We start from the raw sequence: 16,994 nt of genomic DNA, 5'->3' as shown, positions 1-16,994 counted from the left end.
CCGCCACCGTTTTCGCGCCGCGCCGGAATACGGGCGCACATCGATCGAGGGGTCACCTACTCGACCGTATCCCGGCGGCACCCACGCCCCGGCTCGGACATGGCTTACGTCCGGCAGCACAGCAAGTAGGGGCATCGCTCGCGACCGGTGGATGCCACGGCATGGCCGCGATGGCCACTCCGGCCGCCCGATTCGCCCACATCGAGAGAGCGCCGGCACCGCTTGTGCCGAGGCAGTCGAACGCTCACATAGCTGATCTGCCGCTACCAGAACGCAATTCGGACCGAACCTCCGGACGCAACCCGCCGTTACCGGAATCGACCGCGTGTCGTGACCATCCGGCGCGCGTCGGCACGATCTTCGAAATTTTTCTGTGCACAGCCGCTTTCGGCGTCTACCATCGATCACGTCTGGAACGCCCTGGCGCGTAGGCAAATTCGATCGATGAGCTCTCCGCGGGCACGCCCGCTGCTGTTTGATGTGAACACCCGGCGACTCTGAACTATCGACGATCTCGAATCCCCTGCTCCACAACCCGTCACCACGTCTCGGTGGCCGTCTCGAGGTGAGGACCACGCATGACCATTGAAATGCCAGTCCAAACGGAAAACAACGTGCGCAGGAGCCTGAGCACCAGTACCGCGGGCCTGCTCGCGCACACCACCAAATCCGAACCGCAGATGCAGGGCATCAGCTCGCGATGGCTCACTCGCGCGCTGCCGTGGACGCAGGTCAACGGCGGTGTATACCGAGTGAACCGCCGCCTCACCCACACCGTGGGCAACGGCGAAGTGGAATTCGTCATCGACGGCTCCACCGCACGCGTCATTCCCCTGGAATTGCAAGAACTTCCGGCGCTGCGCGGATTCGATGACGAGGACGTGCTGCGCGCCCTCGCGGACCGTTTCGAACAGCGCGATCTCGAACCGGGCATTGTGGTAGCGGAATTCGGCAATCCGATGGATCAAATTCTGCTGATCGTGCACGGCAAATTGAGCAAAATCGGGTCGGGTGAGTACGGCGAGCAGACGAAGCTCGGCATCCTCGGCGGCGGCGACTTCTTCGGCGACACGATATTGACCGAACCTTCGGCGATCTGGCCGGTCACCATCAAGACGGTCACGCGAACAACCATGTTGGTCCTTCCGCGACGATCGCTCACAGAGTTCATCGACAGAACTTCGGCATTGCGCGAGCAACTTTCTCGCGTGGCTTCCGCACCCACCCATCCGCAGAACAACAAAGGCGAGGCGGACATCGCGATCGCCTCGGGCCACGCGGGCGAGCCGCTGTTGGAGGGCACGTTCGTCGATTACGACGCCGCCCCACGCCAATACGAACTCAGCCTGGCGCAGAGCGTGCTGCGGGTGCATACCCGAGTCGCCGACCTGTTCAACGACCCGATGAATCAGGTCGAGCAGCAGCTGCGCCTGACCATCGAAGCGCTCTATGAACGCCGCGAATACGACCTGGTCAACAACCCCGACTTCGGGCTGCTGCACAACTGCGATCTGAAGCAGCGCATCTACACCGAGACCGGCGCGCCCACCCCGGACGACTTCGACGAACTGCTCAGCATGCGCCGCAGCACGAAACTGTTTCTCGCCCATCCGAAGGCGATCGCCGCGTTCGGACGCGAATGCACCAAGCGCGGGCTCTACCCGGATCCGGTCGAGGTGGACGGGCACCGGGTTCCGGCGTGGCGAGGCGTACCGATCTTCCCGTGCGGCAAGATCCCGATCAGCGACACCCAGACCACCTCGATCCTGGCCATGCGCACCGGCGAGAAGGACCAGGGCGTGATCGGCCTGCACCAGACCGGGATTCCGGACGAATACGAGCCGAGTCTCAACGTGCGCTTCAAGGGCATCGACGACCAGTCGATCATCTCCTACCTGATCAGCTGCTATTACTCGGCGGCCGTGCTGGTGCCCGACGCGCTCGGCGTGCTCGACAACGTCTCGGTCGCCCGGCAAGCCGACTGACCGGGGTGATGGGCATGTCGGTGCTCTCCCGCGCCGCGGCGGCGCACGCCACCGATGAGGTGGCCGCCACCGTCGTCGCGCTACTCACCAATACCCGGACAACCGCTCCGGCCGACCTGTTGTCGACGAAAGCGGCTGATTCGCCGAATATTTCGTCGGTGGCCGGACAGGCGGGGGTCACACCGCGCGCTCTGCTCGGTCCGTCCGGCCTGGGCGCCGCCGCGCTGTTGCTTCCCCGTACCGGCGCGGACGCTGCCACGACGCCCGCCGTGGCGGCGACTTCCCCTACCGCTGTCCGCGCCGGCACACCGGGAGCAGCCATCGAAGGGGCAGCCGCAGTTCTCGCCACCGCACCGGGGCCGCCCCTGGTGACGGGACGAACTCCGTTGCCCGCAGCGCCACGCATTCCCACCGGACCCACCGGGCTCGGCACGCCGTCGGCTCTGCTACACGGCCTCGCGAGGCCACCTCGCACGGGCACGCGGACGCAACCGAGCATCGGGTCGGATGCCGCGGGCGGTCCCGCACGGGTGCCACGCACACCGACCGGATCCGGCACCGCCGAGGTGTGCCGCGATCGGCAGGATCCGATTCCACCGCTGTACTGCCCGCCGCCGCTGCGTGACGATCCGGCTCTCGCCGAGGCCGTCAACATCGGCATCGTCGACTGGGCCAGGGACATCGGGTTGTACGAGGGGCGGCTGCAGGAGTTGCGCGACGCCGAGTTCGGCCGGCTGATCATGCTCGCCCACCCGGACTGCGACGATGCCGACCGGCTGCTGGCGGCGGCGAAATGCGCGGTCTCGGAATGGTCCGTGGACGACTACTACTGCGAGGAGGATGCCGACGACCGGGCACCGGACGGCACCCCCTCCAGCGCCGAGGCGGAGTTGGGTCCCCGGCTCGAATTGGCGGCCGCCGCCATGGACCCGGTCCATCTTCCCGCGCGTTACGTCGCCCAGCTCGAGGCCGCTCTCGAAGCCGATCCGATCCTGCGCGCGTTTCGCACGTCCTTCGAGCACCTCGCACGCTACGCGCGCCCTGCGCAACTGGCCCGGCTGCGCACCGAGATCGCGGGCTGGTTCATCGCGCTCGGAGCGGAAGCGGGCTGGCGCTCGGCGGGGCGGATGCCGCCGGTGTGGGAGTACCTCGCCAATCGGCAACCGCACAGCTTCCTGCCGTGCATGGCGCCGACCGACGTGGTCGGCGGCTACGAGTTACCGGCCGCCGAGTACACCGACCCCGCGGTGCGCCGCGTGGTCACCACCGCCGCGCTGGCCAGCCAGATGGTCAACGACCTCTATTCGATGGCGCGCGAGGATCTCTCCAACGGCAGGGAGTTCAACCTGCCGACCGTCCTGGCCGCCGAGGAGCGCTGCTCGCGCCGCGAGGCCGTGCTGCGCACCGCCGAGGTACACGACGAACTCGTGCACCGGTTCGAACGAGAAGCGGCGCCCCTGGCCGCGCTCGGCTCGCCGGAACTACGCCGTTTCCTCGCAGGCCTGTGGGCCTGGATGGGAGGCAACCGCGCCTGGCACGCCGACAGCAAGCGCTATCGCGACCCGCACCAGAGCCACCTGTAAGAGAGCAACGAAGCAGTACCGCACCGAGAGAGGATGATCGCGCATGACCATGCTCAACCCGGAGACCGGGACCGTTCTGCGTACCAGCTACCAGAAATCCGTCGCCGCGTACTGGAACAACAACCCGAACGACGACCGGGTCAACACCAAACTCGGTGAGGTCGACGGGCTCTACCACCACCACTACGGCATCGGCGAGCCGGACCTGTCCGTGCTGACCGGCCCGGCAGACACCCGGGAGGAACGCATCGTCGCCGAACTGCACCGGCTGGAGACCGCGCAGGCGGACTTCCTGCTCGACCACCTCGGCGACGTCCGGCCCGGCGACCGACTGCTCGACGGCGGCTCGGGGCGCGGTGGCACCAGCTTCATGGCCAACCAGCGCTTCGGCTGCCAGGTCGACGGCGTGACCATCTCCGAATATCAGGTCGGCTTCGCCAATGACCAGGCTGTTCACCGCGGCGTCGCGGACAAAGTGCGGTTCCACTTCCGCAACATGCTCGACACCGGCTTCGAGACCGGTTCCATGCGCGGGATCTGGACCAACGAGACCACGATGTACGTGGACCTCTTCGATTTGTTCAGCGAGTTCTCCCGCCTGCTGGAGCCGGGCGGACGCTACGTGTGCATCACCGGCTGCTCCAACGACGTGACCGGCGGTCGCGCGTCCTCGGTCAGCTGGATCGACGCGCACTACGGCTGCATGATCCATCCGCGCGGCGAGTACTTCCGCGCCCTGGCCGCGAACAACCTGGTGCCCATCTCCGTGACCGAACTCACCGCGGCGACCATCCCGTACTGGGAGCTGCGCACGCATTCCGAGCTCGCCACCGGCGTCGAGAAGCCGTTCCTGACCGCGTACCAGGAGGGGAGCTTCCACTACCTGCTCATCGCCGCCGATAAGGTGGGCAGGTGACCGACGCCCTCGCCCAGCCGTACACCGACCGCGAGGCCCTGCCCGTCGAACTCGTCGACGACGCGGGCCGCGCGGTCGGCGCGTGCACGGTCGCCGAGGCACACCTGGCCCCGGGACGACTGCACCGCGCGTTCTCCGTCTTGCTGTTCGACTCGGCGGGCCGGGTGCTCTTGCAGCAGCGTGCGGCGGTCAAGACCAGGTTCCCGTCGCTGTGGGCCAATACCTGCTGTGGCCACCCCGCACCCGGCGAACCGGTCGCTGCCGCGGCGGGGCTGCGGCTGGCCGAGGAAATGGGCCTGACGATCGCGCTCACCGAGGCCGGGATCTACCGCTACCACGCGGCGGACCTGCGTACCGGCCGCGTCGAATCCGAGTGGGATCACGTTCTGATCGGGCGCCTCGACATCGGCAACCCTCGACCGGATCCGGCCGAGGTCGCCGACTTCGCGTGGATTCAGCCGGACGCGCTACGCGACGCGCTGGCCGACAACCCGGACGCCTACACCCCATGGCTGGCCGGTGTCCTCGACGTCGCGGAACACGCGCACGTCACAGGAACCTCTGCGCACTGATTCGTCGTATCGTTTTCTCCTGGTCCGAGGCAGCCGAACAAATCTCGCCGACTGCGCAGGCGGCGCGGCTGCCTCGATCCAGCCCGCGAATTCACGACGGCTTTCCCTCCCGAGCCGGTTGTAGCTCGACATTCGCGCTGGTCGACACACTCGGCACGGTGCGTGACATCGATTGATGCGCATATCCATGTAACAACATGGAGTGAAACTGAGAGAACTCATAGGAACGGCACAGGCTGTGACCAGGACCGTTCTGCATCGTTGAGAGGTACGAGTTCTCGGTGAAGTGAGGTGCGTGATGGTGGAATTCGAGGTCACCGGAACGACGGTGACGGTGCACGTGCTCGGTGCGCATCAGCTGCTGGCGCTGCGCGACCAGCTGAGTTTCGACCTGTCCGCCGTCACCGCGCTCGGCATGGCCGGGGTCGACCGCCGCCCCCCGTGGGTGCGCACGCCCGGCACTTTCTTCCCCGGCGTGATCGCGGCGGGGACCTTCCGCGGCAAGGGCCGCAAGGAATTCTGGGACACCCGATTCGACGGACACGCCATCCGTATCGACTTGGCGGGCGCGGACGTCACACGGCTCGTGGTCGACGTGGCCGACCCGGACGCCGAACTGCGCAAGCTCGCCATCGCGGTAGCCGCCTGAGCCTCGCTCAGGCGCCGAACGATCGCAGCGAGCCGGTGTACGGCTTCGGCGGCGGCGCGGCGAATTCGCCCCGGCCGGACTTGCGCAGACCGAGCGTGAGCAGCGATTGTACGGTCAGGGTCGCCGCCGCCACACCGTCCACCACCGGCACGCCGACCTCGGCGCGCACGTGCGCGGACAGATCGGCCATCCCCGCGCAGCCGAGGACGATCGCGTCGGACCGGTCCGCCTCGACCGCTTCCCGGCACGCTTCGGTGACGATCTTGCGCGCGTCCGGATCGGTGTCGAGGGCGAGCACGGGAATCTCGCAGGCGTGGATACCGCGGCAGAAGTGCCGCATCCCGTAGCGCTCCGCCAGATCGGCCGCCCGGCCGACGGTCCGGCCCAGGGTGGTGACCACGCTGAACCCGCGACCGAGATGAGCGGCGGTACGCATAGCGGCCTCGGCGATCCCGATCACCGGTCCCCTGGCCAGCTCGCGCGCGGCGTCGAGACCGGGGTCGCCGAAGCAGGCCAGCACGTAGCCGTCGACCCCCTCGGCCTCCCCGCGCCGGATCGCGGCGAGCAGGCCGGGAACGCTGAGCGCTTCGTCGTAGTGACTTTCGATCGAGGCCGGTCCCATCTCCGAGGTCACCGCGTCGAGCAGGGTGCCAGGACCAGCGACGGCCCTGGCACACCGCTCGATCATGTCGGTCATCGCCCGGGAGGTATTGGGGTTGACCACACGGATATGCATCAGGCCGCGCTCTCCCGCATCGCCGGCCAGGTGCGCGTGGCCAGGACGTAGTAGGCCACGAAGCCGAGGCCGCAACCGATGAACCAGCTGTACTGCGCCGCGGTGTACATACCGGTGACATCCTTGGCCAGCACCGGCATCACCGCGGCCAGCGCGCCGACGACCGTCGCGATCACCGCGGCCGGGTTGTATCCGCCGCGATACCAATAGCGTCCGCTGCTGGACATCGTGAACAGGTCGTCCACCGCCACGCGTTGCTTGCGTACCAGGTAGTAATCGGCGATGAGCACCCCGAACAGCGGGCCGATGAAGGCGCCGAGCACCTCCAGCGTGTAGTGGATGACCTCCGGGTTGTTGTAGAGATTCCACGGCGTGATCAGCACCGAGCCCACCGCGGCGATCATGCCGCCCGCGCGCCAGCTGACGCGCTGCGGACTCACGTGCGAGAAGTCGAAGGCGGGCGAGATGAAGTTCGCGACGATGTTGATGCCGATGGTGGCGACAGTGAAGGTCAGTGCGCCGAGCACGATCGCGAAGGTGCTGTCGATGCGCGCCACCGTGGCGACCGGGTCGGTGATCAGCTCGCCGTAGACCGGCACCGTCAGCGAGGCGGTGATCACCACCAGCAACGAGAACAGCAGGAAGTTCAGCGGGAGACCGAGCAGGTTGCCCCGGCGCACCACGGCGAAGGACTTGCCGTACCGGGAGAAGTCGCCGAAGTTCAACATCGGCCCGGAGAAGTAGGAGACCACGAGCGCGATGGCGCCCAGCATCACGGGCACCGAATCCCATCCGGTGTACCGCACCGCGCCCAGGTTCAGATCGATCGCGCCCCAGCCGGCCTTCGCGATCAGGTAACCGCACAACAGGAACATCACCACGTACACCGCGGGCCCGCAGAAGTCGATGAACCGGCGAATGGACTCCATGCCCTGCCAGAAAACGCAGGCCTGCACCACCCACAGCGTCAGGTAGCTGCCCCAGCCGAGCAGCGACAGACCGAGGAATCCGTAGTCGCCTGCCACCGCGTACGGCGCGAGGGACGGAAACAGCTTCACCAGTACGACATCCAGTGCCGCCGAAGCGAGGAATGTCTGAATGCCGTACCAGGCCACCGCGATCAGCCCGCGGATGATCGCGGGGATATTGGCGCCGAGCACGCCGAACGCACTGCGGCAGATGACCGGGTACGGCACACCGGTCACCTGACTCGGCTTGGCGACCAGATTGCAGAAGAAATACACCAGGGTGATCCCGATCAACAGGGCCACCAGTACCTGCCAGCTGGCCAAGCCGAGCGCGAACAAGCTACCCGCGGTGACATAGCCGCCGACGCTGTGCACGTCCGACATCCAGAACGCGAAGATGTTGTAAGAGCCCCAGTTCTGCTTGCGTAGCGGCGCGAGATCGTCGTTGGTGAGCCGTGGGTCGTAGCCTGCGGGGGCGATCCGCTCGGGAGCGGGTGCCGCGGCGATGGTTTCGGTCATGGTGTTTCCCATCCGAAGGGTGAAACTGTGATCGAAACGACGGTAGGAATCGGCTATTGCCCGTCCATTGCGCGGTTATTGCCCGGCTATTGCGCGGCAGATATATCTTCCGGGGCGAGCAGACCGGTATCGGTGGGCAAGGTCGCGATCACGGACTCCAGCCTGCGATGGTGATGTTCGGCGACGAGCAGCAGGCGCTCGACGTCCCGGGCCAGGAACGCGTCCAGCATCAACGCGTGGTCGGTGTGCAGCCGCACTCGGTCGGCCCGGCCGATGTGCACCATCGACTGCACCGGCTCGGTGACATTCCACGCCGCTTCGAGCATGTGCAGCAGCCGGAACATGCGTGACGGCCGGGTCAGCGCCACATGGAAGGTGCGCGACCCACGGTGGTAGGCGGCCGGGTCGTCGTCGCGTATCGCCTGTTCCATGGCCTCGTTCACATCCAGCAGTTCGGCGCGGTCGGCGGCGGAGTGGTTCATGGCGGCCGCGGCGAGCGAGGCCGTCTCCAAGGTCTGCCGCACGATGTACATCTCGCGCAACTCGGCGGCGGTCAGTTGCGCCACCGTGTATCCGGCGTGCGGCTCGTGGGTGACCAGCCCCTCCCCGATCAGCGTCTTGAGCGCCTCGCGCACCGGAATATGGCTCACGCCGAACAGTTCCGCCACCTCGCGCAGCGGGATGACGGTACGGGGCGGCACCGCCCCGTCGAGGATCACCCGGCGCAGTTCGCCGAGGATGATCTGCGGGCGGCCGGGTGTGTCGACGACCAACCTCGCGAGCAGCGCCGAACGTCGTCTCGGGGGCATGACAACACGCTAGGGGCAGCGTGTTGCGTTCCCGGTCACCCGTGTGACGGTCAGGAAACGTCTTCTCACAGTACCGACCGGTCGCGTGGTGGGTGCGGGTCCCGGCCACCGGTCTCGAGCGAAACGAGACACCTAGCATTGGATTGTTCGCGACGCCGCAGGCGCTGAAAGACAGGCACAGGTTTCGATGACAGTTTCGGCAGGACAATTCGTAGATCGCCGCTTCGCGCGATTGGTGGCGGAGTTCGACCGGCTGTTCCGGCGTCCCTCCGACGGCGGCGGAGCGCTGGCGGTCTACTTGCACGGCGAGCCGGTGGTCGACGTCTGGGCCGGTTACGCGCATCCGGATGTCCCGTGGGCGCACGACACCGTCGCGATGGCGTTCTCCACCGGCAAAGGGATCGCCAGCACGCTGGTGCATCGCCTGGCCGAGCGCGGCCTGATCGACTACGACGAGCCGCTCGCGACCTACTGGCCGGAGTTCGCGGCGGCGGGCAAGGAGCGCATCAGCGTGCGGGCGATGCTGACCCACCGGGCCGGGCTGCACCGGCTGCGTGGGCTGCTGCCCGGACCGGTCGAGCGATTCTTCGACGACGCCGCGGTCACCGCGGCGCTCGCGGCCGCCGCGCCCGATCCGCGGCACAAGGTGACCAGCGGCTATCACGGCATCACCTACGGACACCTCGCCGCGGAGCTGGTGCGCCGGGTGACCGGAACGGAATTCACCGACGCGCTGCGCACCGAGATCGCGCTACCGCTCGCGGCCGAGGAAATGTGGTTCCGGGTCCCGGCAGCCGAGCGCGGGCGTATCGCCACCAATTTCCCGCGCCTGACGGTCGCGGGCATGAGCTGGGAGCGTGGCTCGCGGATGCTCGCCCGCACCCGCTTCGCGGCCGCCGCCGACACCACCCCCGTGGGTTTCGCCGAACTGGTAGCCGATCCGCGCCTGCACGACTCGGTGATGCCCGGCCTCAACGGCGTCTTCTCCGCCCGCGCGCTGGCCCGCGTGTACGGCGCGCTCGCCAACGGCGGGCAACTGGACGGGTATCAGCTGCTGCGCCCGGACACCATCGAGCAGATCACCCGGCGGCAGGTGTTCACCCCCGACTACGTGCTGGCCTTCCGTATTCCCTGGGCGCTGGGTTACCACGGCGTGCCGATGAAGCCGTCCAAGGCCGAACCCATCTCGGCTTTCGGCCATTTCGGCCTCGGCGGCTCCGGCGGTTTCGCCGACCCGGCGACCGGGATGTCGCTCGGCTTCGTCACCAATCGCCTGGGCAGCCGGATCACCCCGCTCGGCGACGCGCGCCTGGCGCGCTTGGGGACGCTGGCCCACAACCTCGCCAGAGCCGCCTGATCTCGCCTGCCCGAGTGGCAGCATGGCGCTATGGAGACCGTCGACATGCCGCGGATCGCGGCGGCTACGCGGCTGCTGGACCCGGTGATCCGGCGCACCCCGCTGCTGGCCTCGCGAGTGTTGGCCGAGCGCGTGGGCGCCGAAGTGTGGCTGAAATGCGAGAACCTGCAGCGCACCGGGTCGTTCAAGCCGCGCGGGGCCTACAACCGAATCGCGAATTTGCCGCAGGAGGTTCGGGAGCGCGGCGTCGTGGCCGCGAGCGCCGGTAACCACGCGCAAGGCGTCGCGTGGTCGGCGGCCTCGCTCGGCATCGCGTCGACGGTGTTCATGCCGGTCGGGGCGTCACTGCCGAAGGTGACGGCGACCAAGGCATACGGTGCGCAAGTCCGCCAGGTGGGCGAGACCATCGACGAGTCGCTGGACGCCGCACTGGATTTCGCCGACCGGTCCGGCGCGACGCTGATCCATCCGTTCGACCATCCCGATATCGTGGCAGGCCAGGCCACCGCCGGCGTGGAGATCGCGGAGCAGCTGCCGCAGGTCGGCACGGTGCTCGTTCCCACCGGCGGCGGCGGGCTCTTGGCGGGAGTCGCGGTCGCGCTGCGGCATCTGGCGCCGAACGTCCGCGTCATCGGGGTGCAGGCGGCGGAAGCGGCCGCCTGGCCGGGCTCGCTGGCGGCGGGCCACCCGGTCCGCGTCGAGCGGATGTCGACGATGGCCGACGGCATCGCGGTCGGACAGCCCGGCAAAGTGCCGTTCGGCCATGTGGCCCAGCATGTTTCACGAATCGTGACGGTGGACGAGGAAGCGCTGTCGCAGGCGCTGCTGCTGTGCCTGGAACGCGCGAAGCTGATCGTCGAACCCGCGGGCGCCGCTGCGGTCGCCGCTCTGATGAGTATTTCGCCCGAGGGACTCGGCCTGCGGGGGCCGGTCTGCGCGATCCTGTCCGGCGGCAATATCGACCCGTTGCTGCTGACCCGCGTGATAGGTCACGGCCTGAGCGCGGCAGGTCGCTATCTCGCCGTGCGCGTGACGATTTCCGATCGCCCCGGCGCGCTGGGATCGCTGCTGGCGGTGGTCGGCAAGACGGGCGCAAGCGTGGTCGACGTGGCACACTCCCGCACCGGGACGTGGCTGGCCGTGGACGAGGTGGAAGTGGCGCTCACCCTGGAGACACGAGGTGCCGCTCATCGCGACGACGTGCTCACCGCCCTCGGGAACGCGGGATACGGGGTCCACGTATCGGATTGACCCGCGACAACTCGCGGGATGCCTCGCAGCCGAAGTCAGTGCGCGCCACCGAGTTCCAAGGCGAGCACGCCGAGTATCACGAGCCCGATGCCGCCGACCTGTACGAGGGTCAGCCGCTCGTCGAGGAACAGCACGCCGATCAGCGCGATCGCGGCGACGCCGATCGCCGACCAGATGCCGTAAGCCACCCCGATCGGCATCCCTCGCTTCAGCGCCTGGGCGAGGAAGAAGAACGCCGTGCAATAGCCGACGACCACCACGATCGAAGGGACGAGCTTGGTGAATCCGTCGGACAGTTTCAGTGAAACGGTCGCGGTCACCTCGGAGGCGATGGCCAAGGCGAGCAGCAACAAGGTCATTTTCGCAGCCTAGTCACAGCCGCGACCCGGCCTCGGCCCCCGCAGCGGTTGGCACCGGCCCTCCCAGTGCCGGGGATTCGCGGACCGGCGACCGTTGCCGACGTGCCGATACGCTCGGCCGATGCGTAGCTCGAACGTTGCGGTGACCGGTTTCCCCCTCGACGAAGTGACCTGCAACGAGTTGCCGTATGCCGAGCGCGACGAGAGGTACCGGCGTTTGCACGAGTGGCCGGAACCGAGTTACGCGCATCGGTCCGGGCTGCGCATGATCTGGAAGTACGACGACGTGCGCGAAGTGCTGGACGCGACGACGCCGGGCATCTCCAACGCGAATTCGCTGGATCCCCTCGTCGGTTACGCGCGCATCGCGGCGACGCCCCGCGCCATCCCGCATTTCGTCCGGCACCTGGTTCCGCCACCCGCGAAGGCGACCGCCAACCTGTCCGACGACCTGTTGCACAAGCGGGTGTGGAATACCATGGCCGGGCCTTCTGGGCATTTCACCATCTCCCCCGCCGATCGGGCCGCCCGGGCCGCCGAGATGGCCGAGCACTTCCACGCGGCGGTGCGGGACGCGGGATTCCGGCCCGGCTCGCCGTTGGACGTGACTGCGTTGTCGATCGGTTATGCCGCCCGCACCGTCGGTGCGGCGGTCGGCTTGCCCGCATCGGACTGGCCGAACGTGGCCGCTTGGAGCGGAGCGCAATCGGGACTGCTCGGCCGGGTGATGCGCGGACGCGAACTGGCCGACGCGGTGAGCGCGCTCGGCTGGCTGTTCACCGTCAGCGGCAGAGCGGTCCGCGCGGGCCGCGGCAGCGAGGCGACCGGGTTCGCCCGCACACTGCGCGACGCCGGGCTGTCGCATCGGATCGCGGTATCCGCCATGGCGAATTCATTGGCCGCAGGCGTGCACACGGTGAGCGGCAGCATTCAGCAAGGCGTCCAGCGACTGCTCGGGGATCCGGACCGCGTCTGGTGGGATCTGCTCGCCGAGCCGAACGGCGGCGCACGGGTCGCGGCGAAGATCCTTCAACTCGATCCGGGGCTGGTGGCATGGAAGCGTCGGGCCAGGACGCCGGTCGTACTCTCCAGCGGCACGCGGCTGCCCGCCGGACCGTTGCTCGTGATGTTCGCCGCGGCGAACCGCGACCCGGAGGCGTTTCCCGACTGCCTGGCGCTGGACCGGACCGGCAAATTGCCGTTGACCTTCGGGTTCGGCAGGCATGTCTGTCCCGGCAAGAGCATGGCCACGCTGGCGGTCGAGGTGTTTCTCCGGCAGTTGCGCGAGCTGACGCCGGAGGCCGAACCGGCGCAAGGGTTCGACGTGGGTCCCCGGCGCCGCAGCGATCTGCTGTTCAGCGGAGCCGACATCACCGTCGTCGGATAGGCCGGGTCGCGGATCGCGGACAGCGGGCGGAGCCCGGGTTCAGTCCAGCCAGGCTCGCGCCGCGGCCGCCGCCTCGCGCACCTCCGCGAGCTGCGCCGCGACCTGGACACCGGCCGTACCGCCCCGGGCGTTGCGGGACGCGATGGAGCCCTGCACGGTGAGCACCTCGCGCACCTTCCCGGTCAGCGCCGGGTCGATCGCGGCGAACTCCTCGTCGGTGAGCTCGTCCAAGCCGACGCCGCGGGACTCGGCGGCACGCACGCACGCACCCGCCGCCTCGTGCGCGACCCGGAACGGAACACCCTGGCGCACGAGCCATTCGGCGATATCGGTGGCCAGCGTGAAACCCGCGGGCGCGAGTTCGGCCATGCGATCGGTGTGGAAGGTCAGCGTCGAGACCAAGCCCGCGATGGCCGGGAGCAGCAGTTCGAGTTGCGCCACCGAGTCGAAGAGAGGTTCCTTGTCCTCTTGGAGGTCGCGGTTGTAGGCCAGCGGCTGCGCCTTGAGGGTGGCCAGCAGGCCGGTGAGATTGCCGATCAGCCTGCCCGCCTTGCCTCGGGTCAGCTCGGAGACGTCCGGGTTCTTCTTCTGCGGCATGATCGACGAGCCGGTCGACCAGGCGTCGGCCAGCGTGACATAGCCGAATTCCGGTGTGCTCCAGAGGATCACCTCTTCGGCCATCCGGCTCAGGTCGACGCCGATCATGGCAAGCACGAACGCGGCCTCGGCGGCGAAGTCCCGCGCCGAGGTGGCGTCGATCGAGTTGGCGGCGGCCGCGTCGAAATCCAGATCTGCGGCGATGGCCTCCGGGTCGAGTCCCAGGGAGGAGCCCGCCAGCGCGCCGGAACCGTAGGGCGACACCGCCGCGCGGCGATCGAAGTCGCGCAGCCGGTCGAGGTCGCGCAGCAGCGGGTGCGCGTGCGCGAGCAGGTGATGGGCCAGCAGCACCGGCTGCGCCGCCTGCAAATGGGTCTTGCCTGGCATCACCGCGTCCGGATGCGCGGCCGCCTGCTCCACCAGCGCGTCGACCACCGCGAGCACGCCCGCGGCCACCCGGCGCACGCCGTCGCGCAGCCACATCCGGAACAGCGTGGCCACCTGGTCGTTGCGCGAACGCCCCGCCCGCAACCGGCCACCGAGCTCCGCGCCGACCCGCTCGATCAGACCGCGCTCCAGTGCGCCGTGTACGTCCTCATCCGACTCGGCGGGGCCGAACGCGCCGGACGCTACGTCCGCCGCGAGGCGATCCAGCCCGTCGAGCATGCCGGACAGGTCGGTGTCGGAGAGCAGCCCGGCCTTTTGCAGCACACGCGCGTGCGCCTTCGACGCGCGGATGTCGTAGGGGGCCAGCGCCCAGTCGAAGTGCGTCGACTTGCTCAGCGCGGCCATGGCCTCGGCCGGTCCGGAGGCGAATCGCCCGCCCCAGAGCGCACCTTGGTTCGTGCTCATGCTGTTCCGCCTCTCCGGGTATTCAGGCCGTACCAGTTGGGTGGGTGGTCGGTTTGCGTTCAGGTCTTGCGTTGGGTGTCGGTCGGGTTTTGGGCGTACCCGGTGAGTTACCCATGTTCTTGCGAGATCAGTTGTGCGCTGATGCGCGAGATCAGTTGTGCGGTGGGTTGGTTTCGTTGGCTTGCGACTCACTCGTTCCGTTGGCTCGAGAAACGGGTTGTCGCGTCGGCGCGCGAGGTCGAGTGGTGCGTTCCTGCTCGACGCAGCCGGGCCATTCGGTGGTTGCTCGACATCATCTGCCGGGAGCGGCCACGCACGCCGGGGCCGAGGTGCTCGGAGGTTGCCTTTCGGCTGCAACTGCTGCCCTGGTCAGCGCACTCCGAACGCCGATTCGAGACTACGACCTCACGGACCCGTCGGCGTGCCGGTGCTCGGTCGGGCACCGGCACGCCTGAGGCTTACTTCTGGTTCAGGTCGCGGCGGGCGGCGACCTTGGAGGACAGGCCGTGGATCTGGACGAAGCCCTTGGCCAGGGACTGGTCGAAGGTGTCGCCCTCGTCGTAGGTGGCCAGGTTGAAGTCGTAGAGCGACTGCTCCGAGCGGCGGCCGTTGACCACGGCGGAGCCGCCGTGCAGCACCATCCGGATGTCGCCGGAGACGTGCTGCTGAGTGTCCAGGATGAAGGCGTCCAGCGCGCGCTTGAGCGGGGAGAACCACAGGCCGTCGTAGGCCAGCTCGCCCCAGCGCTGCTCGACCTGCCGCTTGTACCGGCCCAGCTCGCGCTCGATGGTGACGTTCTCCAGGGCCTGGTGCGCGGTGATCAGCGCGATGGCGCCCGGAGCCTCGTAGATCTCCCGGCTCTTGATGCCGACCAGGCGGTCCTCGACCATGTCCAGGCGGCCGACGCCCTGGCGGCCGGCGCGGTGGTTCAGCTCGATGATCGCTTCCAGCACGCTGACCTGGCGGCCGTCGATGGCCACCGGAACGCCCTTGTCGAAGGTGACGATGAGTTCGTCGGGAGCCTCGAAGTTGACGGTCGGGTCGGAGGTGTAGTCGTAGACGTCCTTGGTCGGGGCGTTCCACAGGTCCTCGAGGAACCCGGTCTCCACCGCGCGGCCCCAGACGTTCTGATCGATGGAGAACGGCGACTTCTTGGTGACGTTGATCGGCAGCGCGTTCTCCTCGGCGAAGGCGATGGCCTTCTCCCTGGTCCAGGCGTAGTCGCGAACCGGGGCGATCACGTTCAGATCGGGCGCGAGCGCGCCGATGCCGACCTCGAAGCGGACCTGGTCGTTGCCCTTGCCGGTGCAGCCGTGCGCGACGGTGCTCGCGCCGTGGAACTTGGCGGCCTCGACCAGGTGCTTGACGATGAGCGGGCGGCTGATCGCCGACACCAGCGGGTACTGGCCCATGTACATCGCGTTGGCCTGGATGGTGGGCAGGCAGTACTGGTCGGCGAACTCGTCGCGCGCGTCGACCACGATCGCCTCGACGGCGCCGCAGTCAAGGGCGCGCTGGCGCACCACGTTCATGTCCTCGCCACCCTGGCCGAGGTCGATGGCCACGGCCACCACTTCGGCGCCGGTCTCCTTGCCGATCCAGCTGATCGCGACGGAGGTGTCCAGCCCACCGGAGTAGGCGAGTACGACGCGCTCGGACATGTTCTGTGTGCTCCTCGATGGTTCGGTAGGTGTATCAGCAGTATGGCGGGTGTCCGAGCGGTGGGAAGCCCGGCCCCGACGCCTCAGACCAGCCTCGGCGGGTCCGCGTCGTTCTGCAAATGATTATGCATGACGATGCAATCCCATTCACAACGGGGTAGCGTCCCGGTCCGCGCCGATCCGACGAACCTGCCAGACGCGCCCCGCCGCTCCCCTGCCCGCCGCAGTGGTGATGCCGACGCCTGGAGAGCTGCTCTCGCGCCACTCATCCGGGTCGAAATCGATATCGTCATCCTCCATACTCAACCGCTCCACGATGCCCTCGCCGTCCAATTGCAACCTCTGATACTCCTCAGTCTGGATCCTCACACCCACGGCGTCCGTCGAATCGCCGTCGGCCGCGGCGGAGGCACGATGTCATGAAACGCCCTCGCTGCGCAGTAGCAAACAGGCTGCTGCCAGATGCGCCAAGCATTCGTCCGGATGGTGCTCGCGGTGGATGCACTGCAGCTGCAAAGCCCGTTCCGGTGTCAGCTCGAGCAGGTGGCACATGAACTCGGCGAGCACGCCATCGGCCTGGAGAAAGGTTCGATGCTTCAGGGATCCGTCATCAGCAGACCGCCTGGTCTCCTGTCCTCTCCGGCAAGTCGGTCTTCGCAGAATTCGGCCGAACCGTCTTCGGTGGGGCACGTCCGTCGACAGCTCGGGAAAGCAAACTTTTCCCGTACTGCCGTTCGACGCCTGGTGCGCTTCCCGCTCGCTCAGGACGTTCAGCTGGTGGATGGCGAGTGAA

16 protein-coding genes are annotated in these 16,994 nt (G+C 68.0%); 9 read left to right on the top strand and 7 right to left on the bottom strand.

Features of this window, described 5'->3' with window-relative positions; translation table 11 throughout:
- Positions 1-578: 578 nt before the first annotated feature.
- The 5 genes from ABZ824_RS36385 (at position 579) to ABZ824_RS36365 (ending at position 5,705) form a co-directional block, all read left to right on the top strand.
- On the top strand, positions 579-1,985 hold the full coding sequence (locus ABZ824_RS36385) for a family 2B encapsulin nanocompartment shell protein (protein ID WP_355080802.1): 1,407 nt from the start codon (positions 579-581) through the stop codon (positions 1,983-1,985).
- Positions 1,986-1,999: 14 nt separating this feature from the next.
- Positions 2,000-3,568: a family 2 encapsulin nanocompartment cargo protein terpene cyclase gene (locus ABZ824_RS36380; RefSeq protein WP_356969039.1), complete on the top strand. Its 1,569-nt coding sequence runs from the start codon at positions 2,000-2,002 to the stop codon at positions 3,566-3,568.
- A gap of 43 nt (positions 3,569-3,611) precedes the next feature.
- Entirely contained in the window at positions 3,612-4,484 is an 873-nt protein-coding gene (locus ABZ824_RS36375) for a geranyl diphosphate 2-C-methyltransferase (protein ID WP_355080798.1), read from the top strand.
- Positions 4,481-5,056, top strand: a complete 576-nt coding sequence (gene idi / locus ABZ824_RS36370; protein ID WP_355080797.1) for an isopentenyl-diphosphate Delta-isomerase — start codon at positions 4,481-4,483, stop codon at positions 5,054-5,056. The genes ABZ824_RS36375 and idi overlap by 4 nt, the downstream gene beginning before the upstream one ends.
- A 298-nt stretch (positions 5,057-5,354) precedes the next feature.
- Positions 5,355-5,705, top strand: coding sequence for a hypothetical protein (locus tag ABZ824_RS36365; RefSeq protein ID WP_355080795.1), 351 nt, complete (start codon positions 5,355-5,357; stop codon positions 5,703-5,705).
- Positions 5,706-5,712: 7 nt separating this feature from the next.
- On the opposite strand, the gene ABZ824_RS36360 is transcribed toward ABZ824_RS36365, so the two are convergent.
- The 3 genes from ABZ824_RS36360 to ABZ824_RS36350 all read right to left on the bottom strand — a co-directional run bounded on the left by ABZ824_RS36360 (position 5,713) and on the right by ABZ824_RS36350 (position 8,737).
- The gene (locus ABZ824_RS36360; RefSeq protein WP_356969037.1) at positions 5,713-6,441 is read right to left on the bottom strand and encodes an aspartate/glutamate racemase family protein; all 729 of its coding nucleotides are present in this window, start codon (positions 6,439-6,441) and stop codon (positions 5,713-5,715) included.
- On the bottom strand, positions 6,441-7,928 hold the full coding sequence (locus ABZ824_RS36355) for an NCS1 family nucleobase:cation symporter-1 (RefSeq protein WP_356969035.1): 1,488 nt from the start codon (positions 7,926-7,928) through the stop codon (positions 6,441-6,443). The genes ABZ824_RS36360 and ABZ824_RS36355 overlap by 1 nt, the downstream gene beginning before the upstream one ends.
- A gap of 86 nt (positions 7,929-8,014) precedes the next feature.
- A complete protein-coding gene (locus ABZ824_RS36350; protein ID WP_355080789.1) occupies positions 8,015-8,737 on the bottom strand; it encodes a GntR family transcriptional regulator in 723 nt (240 codons plus the stop codon).
- 187 nt (positions 8,738-8,924) lie between these two features.
- Between ABZ824_RS36350 and ABZ824_RS36345 the strand changes: the two genes are divergently transcribed.
- Positions 8,925-10,094, top strand: coding sequence for a serine hydrolase domain-containing protein (locus ABZ824_RS36345; protein WP_356969033.1), 1,170 nt, complete (start codon positions 8,925-8,927; stop codon positions 10,092-10,094).
- Between the two features lie 30 nt (positions 10,095-10,124).
- Entirely contained in the window at positions 10,125-11,345 is a 1,221-nt protein-coding gene (gene ilvA / locus ABZ824_RS36340; protein ID WP_356969031.1) for a threonine ammonia-lyase, read from the top strand.
- 35 nt (positions 11,346-11,380) lie between these two features.
- Here the strand turns inward: ilvA and ABZ824_RS36335 are convergent, their stop codons facing one another.
- Positions 11,381-11,704: a multidrug efflux SMR transporter gene (locus ABZ824_RS36335; protein WP_355080710.1), complete on the bottom strand. Its 324-nt coding sequence runs from the start codon at positions 11,702-11,704 to the stop codon at positions 11,381-11,383.
- 121 nt (positions 11,705-11,825) lie between these two features.
- Between ABZ824_RS36335 and ABZ824_RS36330 the strand changes: the two genes are divergently transcribed.
- Positions 11,826-13,091: a hypothetical protein gene (locus ABZ824_RS36330; protein WP_355080709.1), complete on the top strand. Its 1,266-nt coding sequence runs from the start codon at positions 11,826-11,828 to the stop codon at positions 13,089-13,091.
- A gap of 39 nt (positions 13,092-13,130) precedes the next feature.
- Here ABZ824_RS36330 and argH read toward each other — a convergent pair whose 3' ends face one another.
- The 3 genes from argH to ABZ824_RS36315 form a co-directional block, all read right to left on the bottom strand.
- The gene (gene argH / locus ABZ824_RS36325) at positions 13,131-14,540 is read right to left on the bottom strand and encodes an argininosuccinate lyase (RefSeq protein ID WP_356969028.1); all 1,410 of its coding nucleotides are present in this window, start codon (positions 14,538-14,540) and stop codon (positions 13,131-13,133) included.
- A gap of 458 nt (positions 14,541-14,998) precedes the next feature.
- Complete coding sequence (locus ABZ824_RS36320) at positions 14,999-16,201, bottom strand: argininosuccinate synthase (RefSeq protein WP_355080705.1); 1,203 nt, start codon at positions 16,199-16,201, stop codon at positions 14,999-15,001.
- A gap of 147 nt (positions 16,202-16,348) precedes the next feature.
- The gene (locus ABZ824_RS36315; RefSeq protein WP_356969026.1) at positions 16,349-16,570 is read right to left on the bottom strand and encodes a hypothetical protein; all 222 of its coding nucleotides are present in this window, start codon (positions 16,568-16,570) and stop codon (positions 16,349-16,351) included.
- Positions 16,571-16,663: 93 nt separating this feature from the next.
- Here ABZ824_RS36315 and ABZ824_RS36310 point away from each other — a divergent pair, with 93 nt between their 5' ends.
- Positions 16,664-16,993 carry a hypothetical protein gene (locus ABZ824_RS36310; protein WP_356969024.1) on the top strand — a complete coding sequence of 110 codons (330 nt, stop codon included), beginning with the start codon at positions 16,664-16,666 and terminating at the stop codon, positions 16,991-16,993.
- Position 16,994: the final 1 nt, after the last annotated feature.

It is taken from the genome of Nocardia sp. NPDC047038 (assembly GCF_040644075.1).
Lineage (GTDB): Bacteria > Actinomycetota > Actinomycetes > Mycobacteriales > Mycobacteriaceae > Nocardia > Nocardia sichangensis.
Note: the sequence above shows the minus strand (reverse complement) of the source record. Positions and strands in the feature narration are given on the sequence as shown.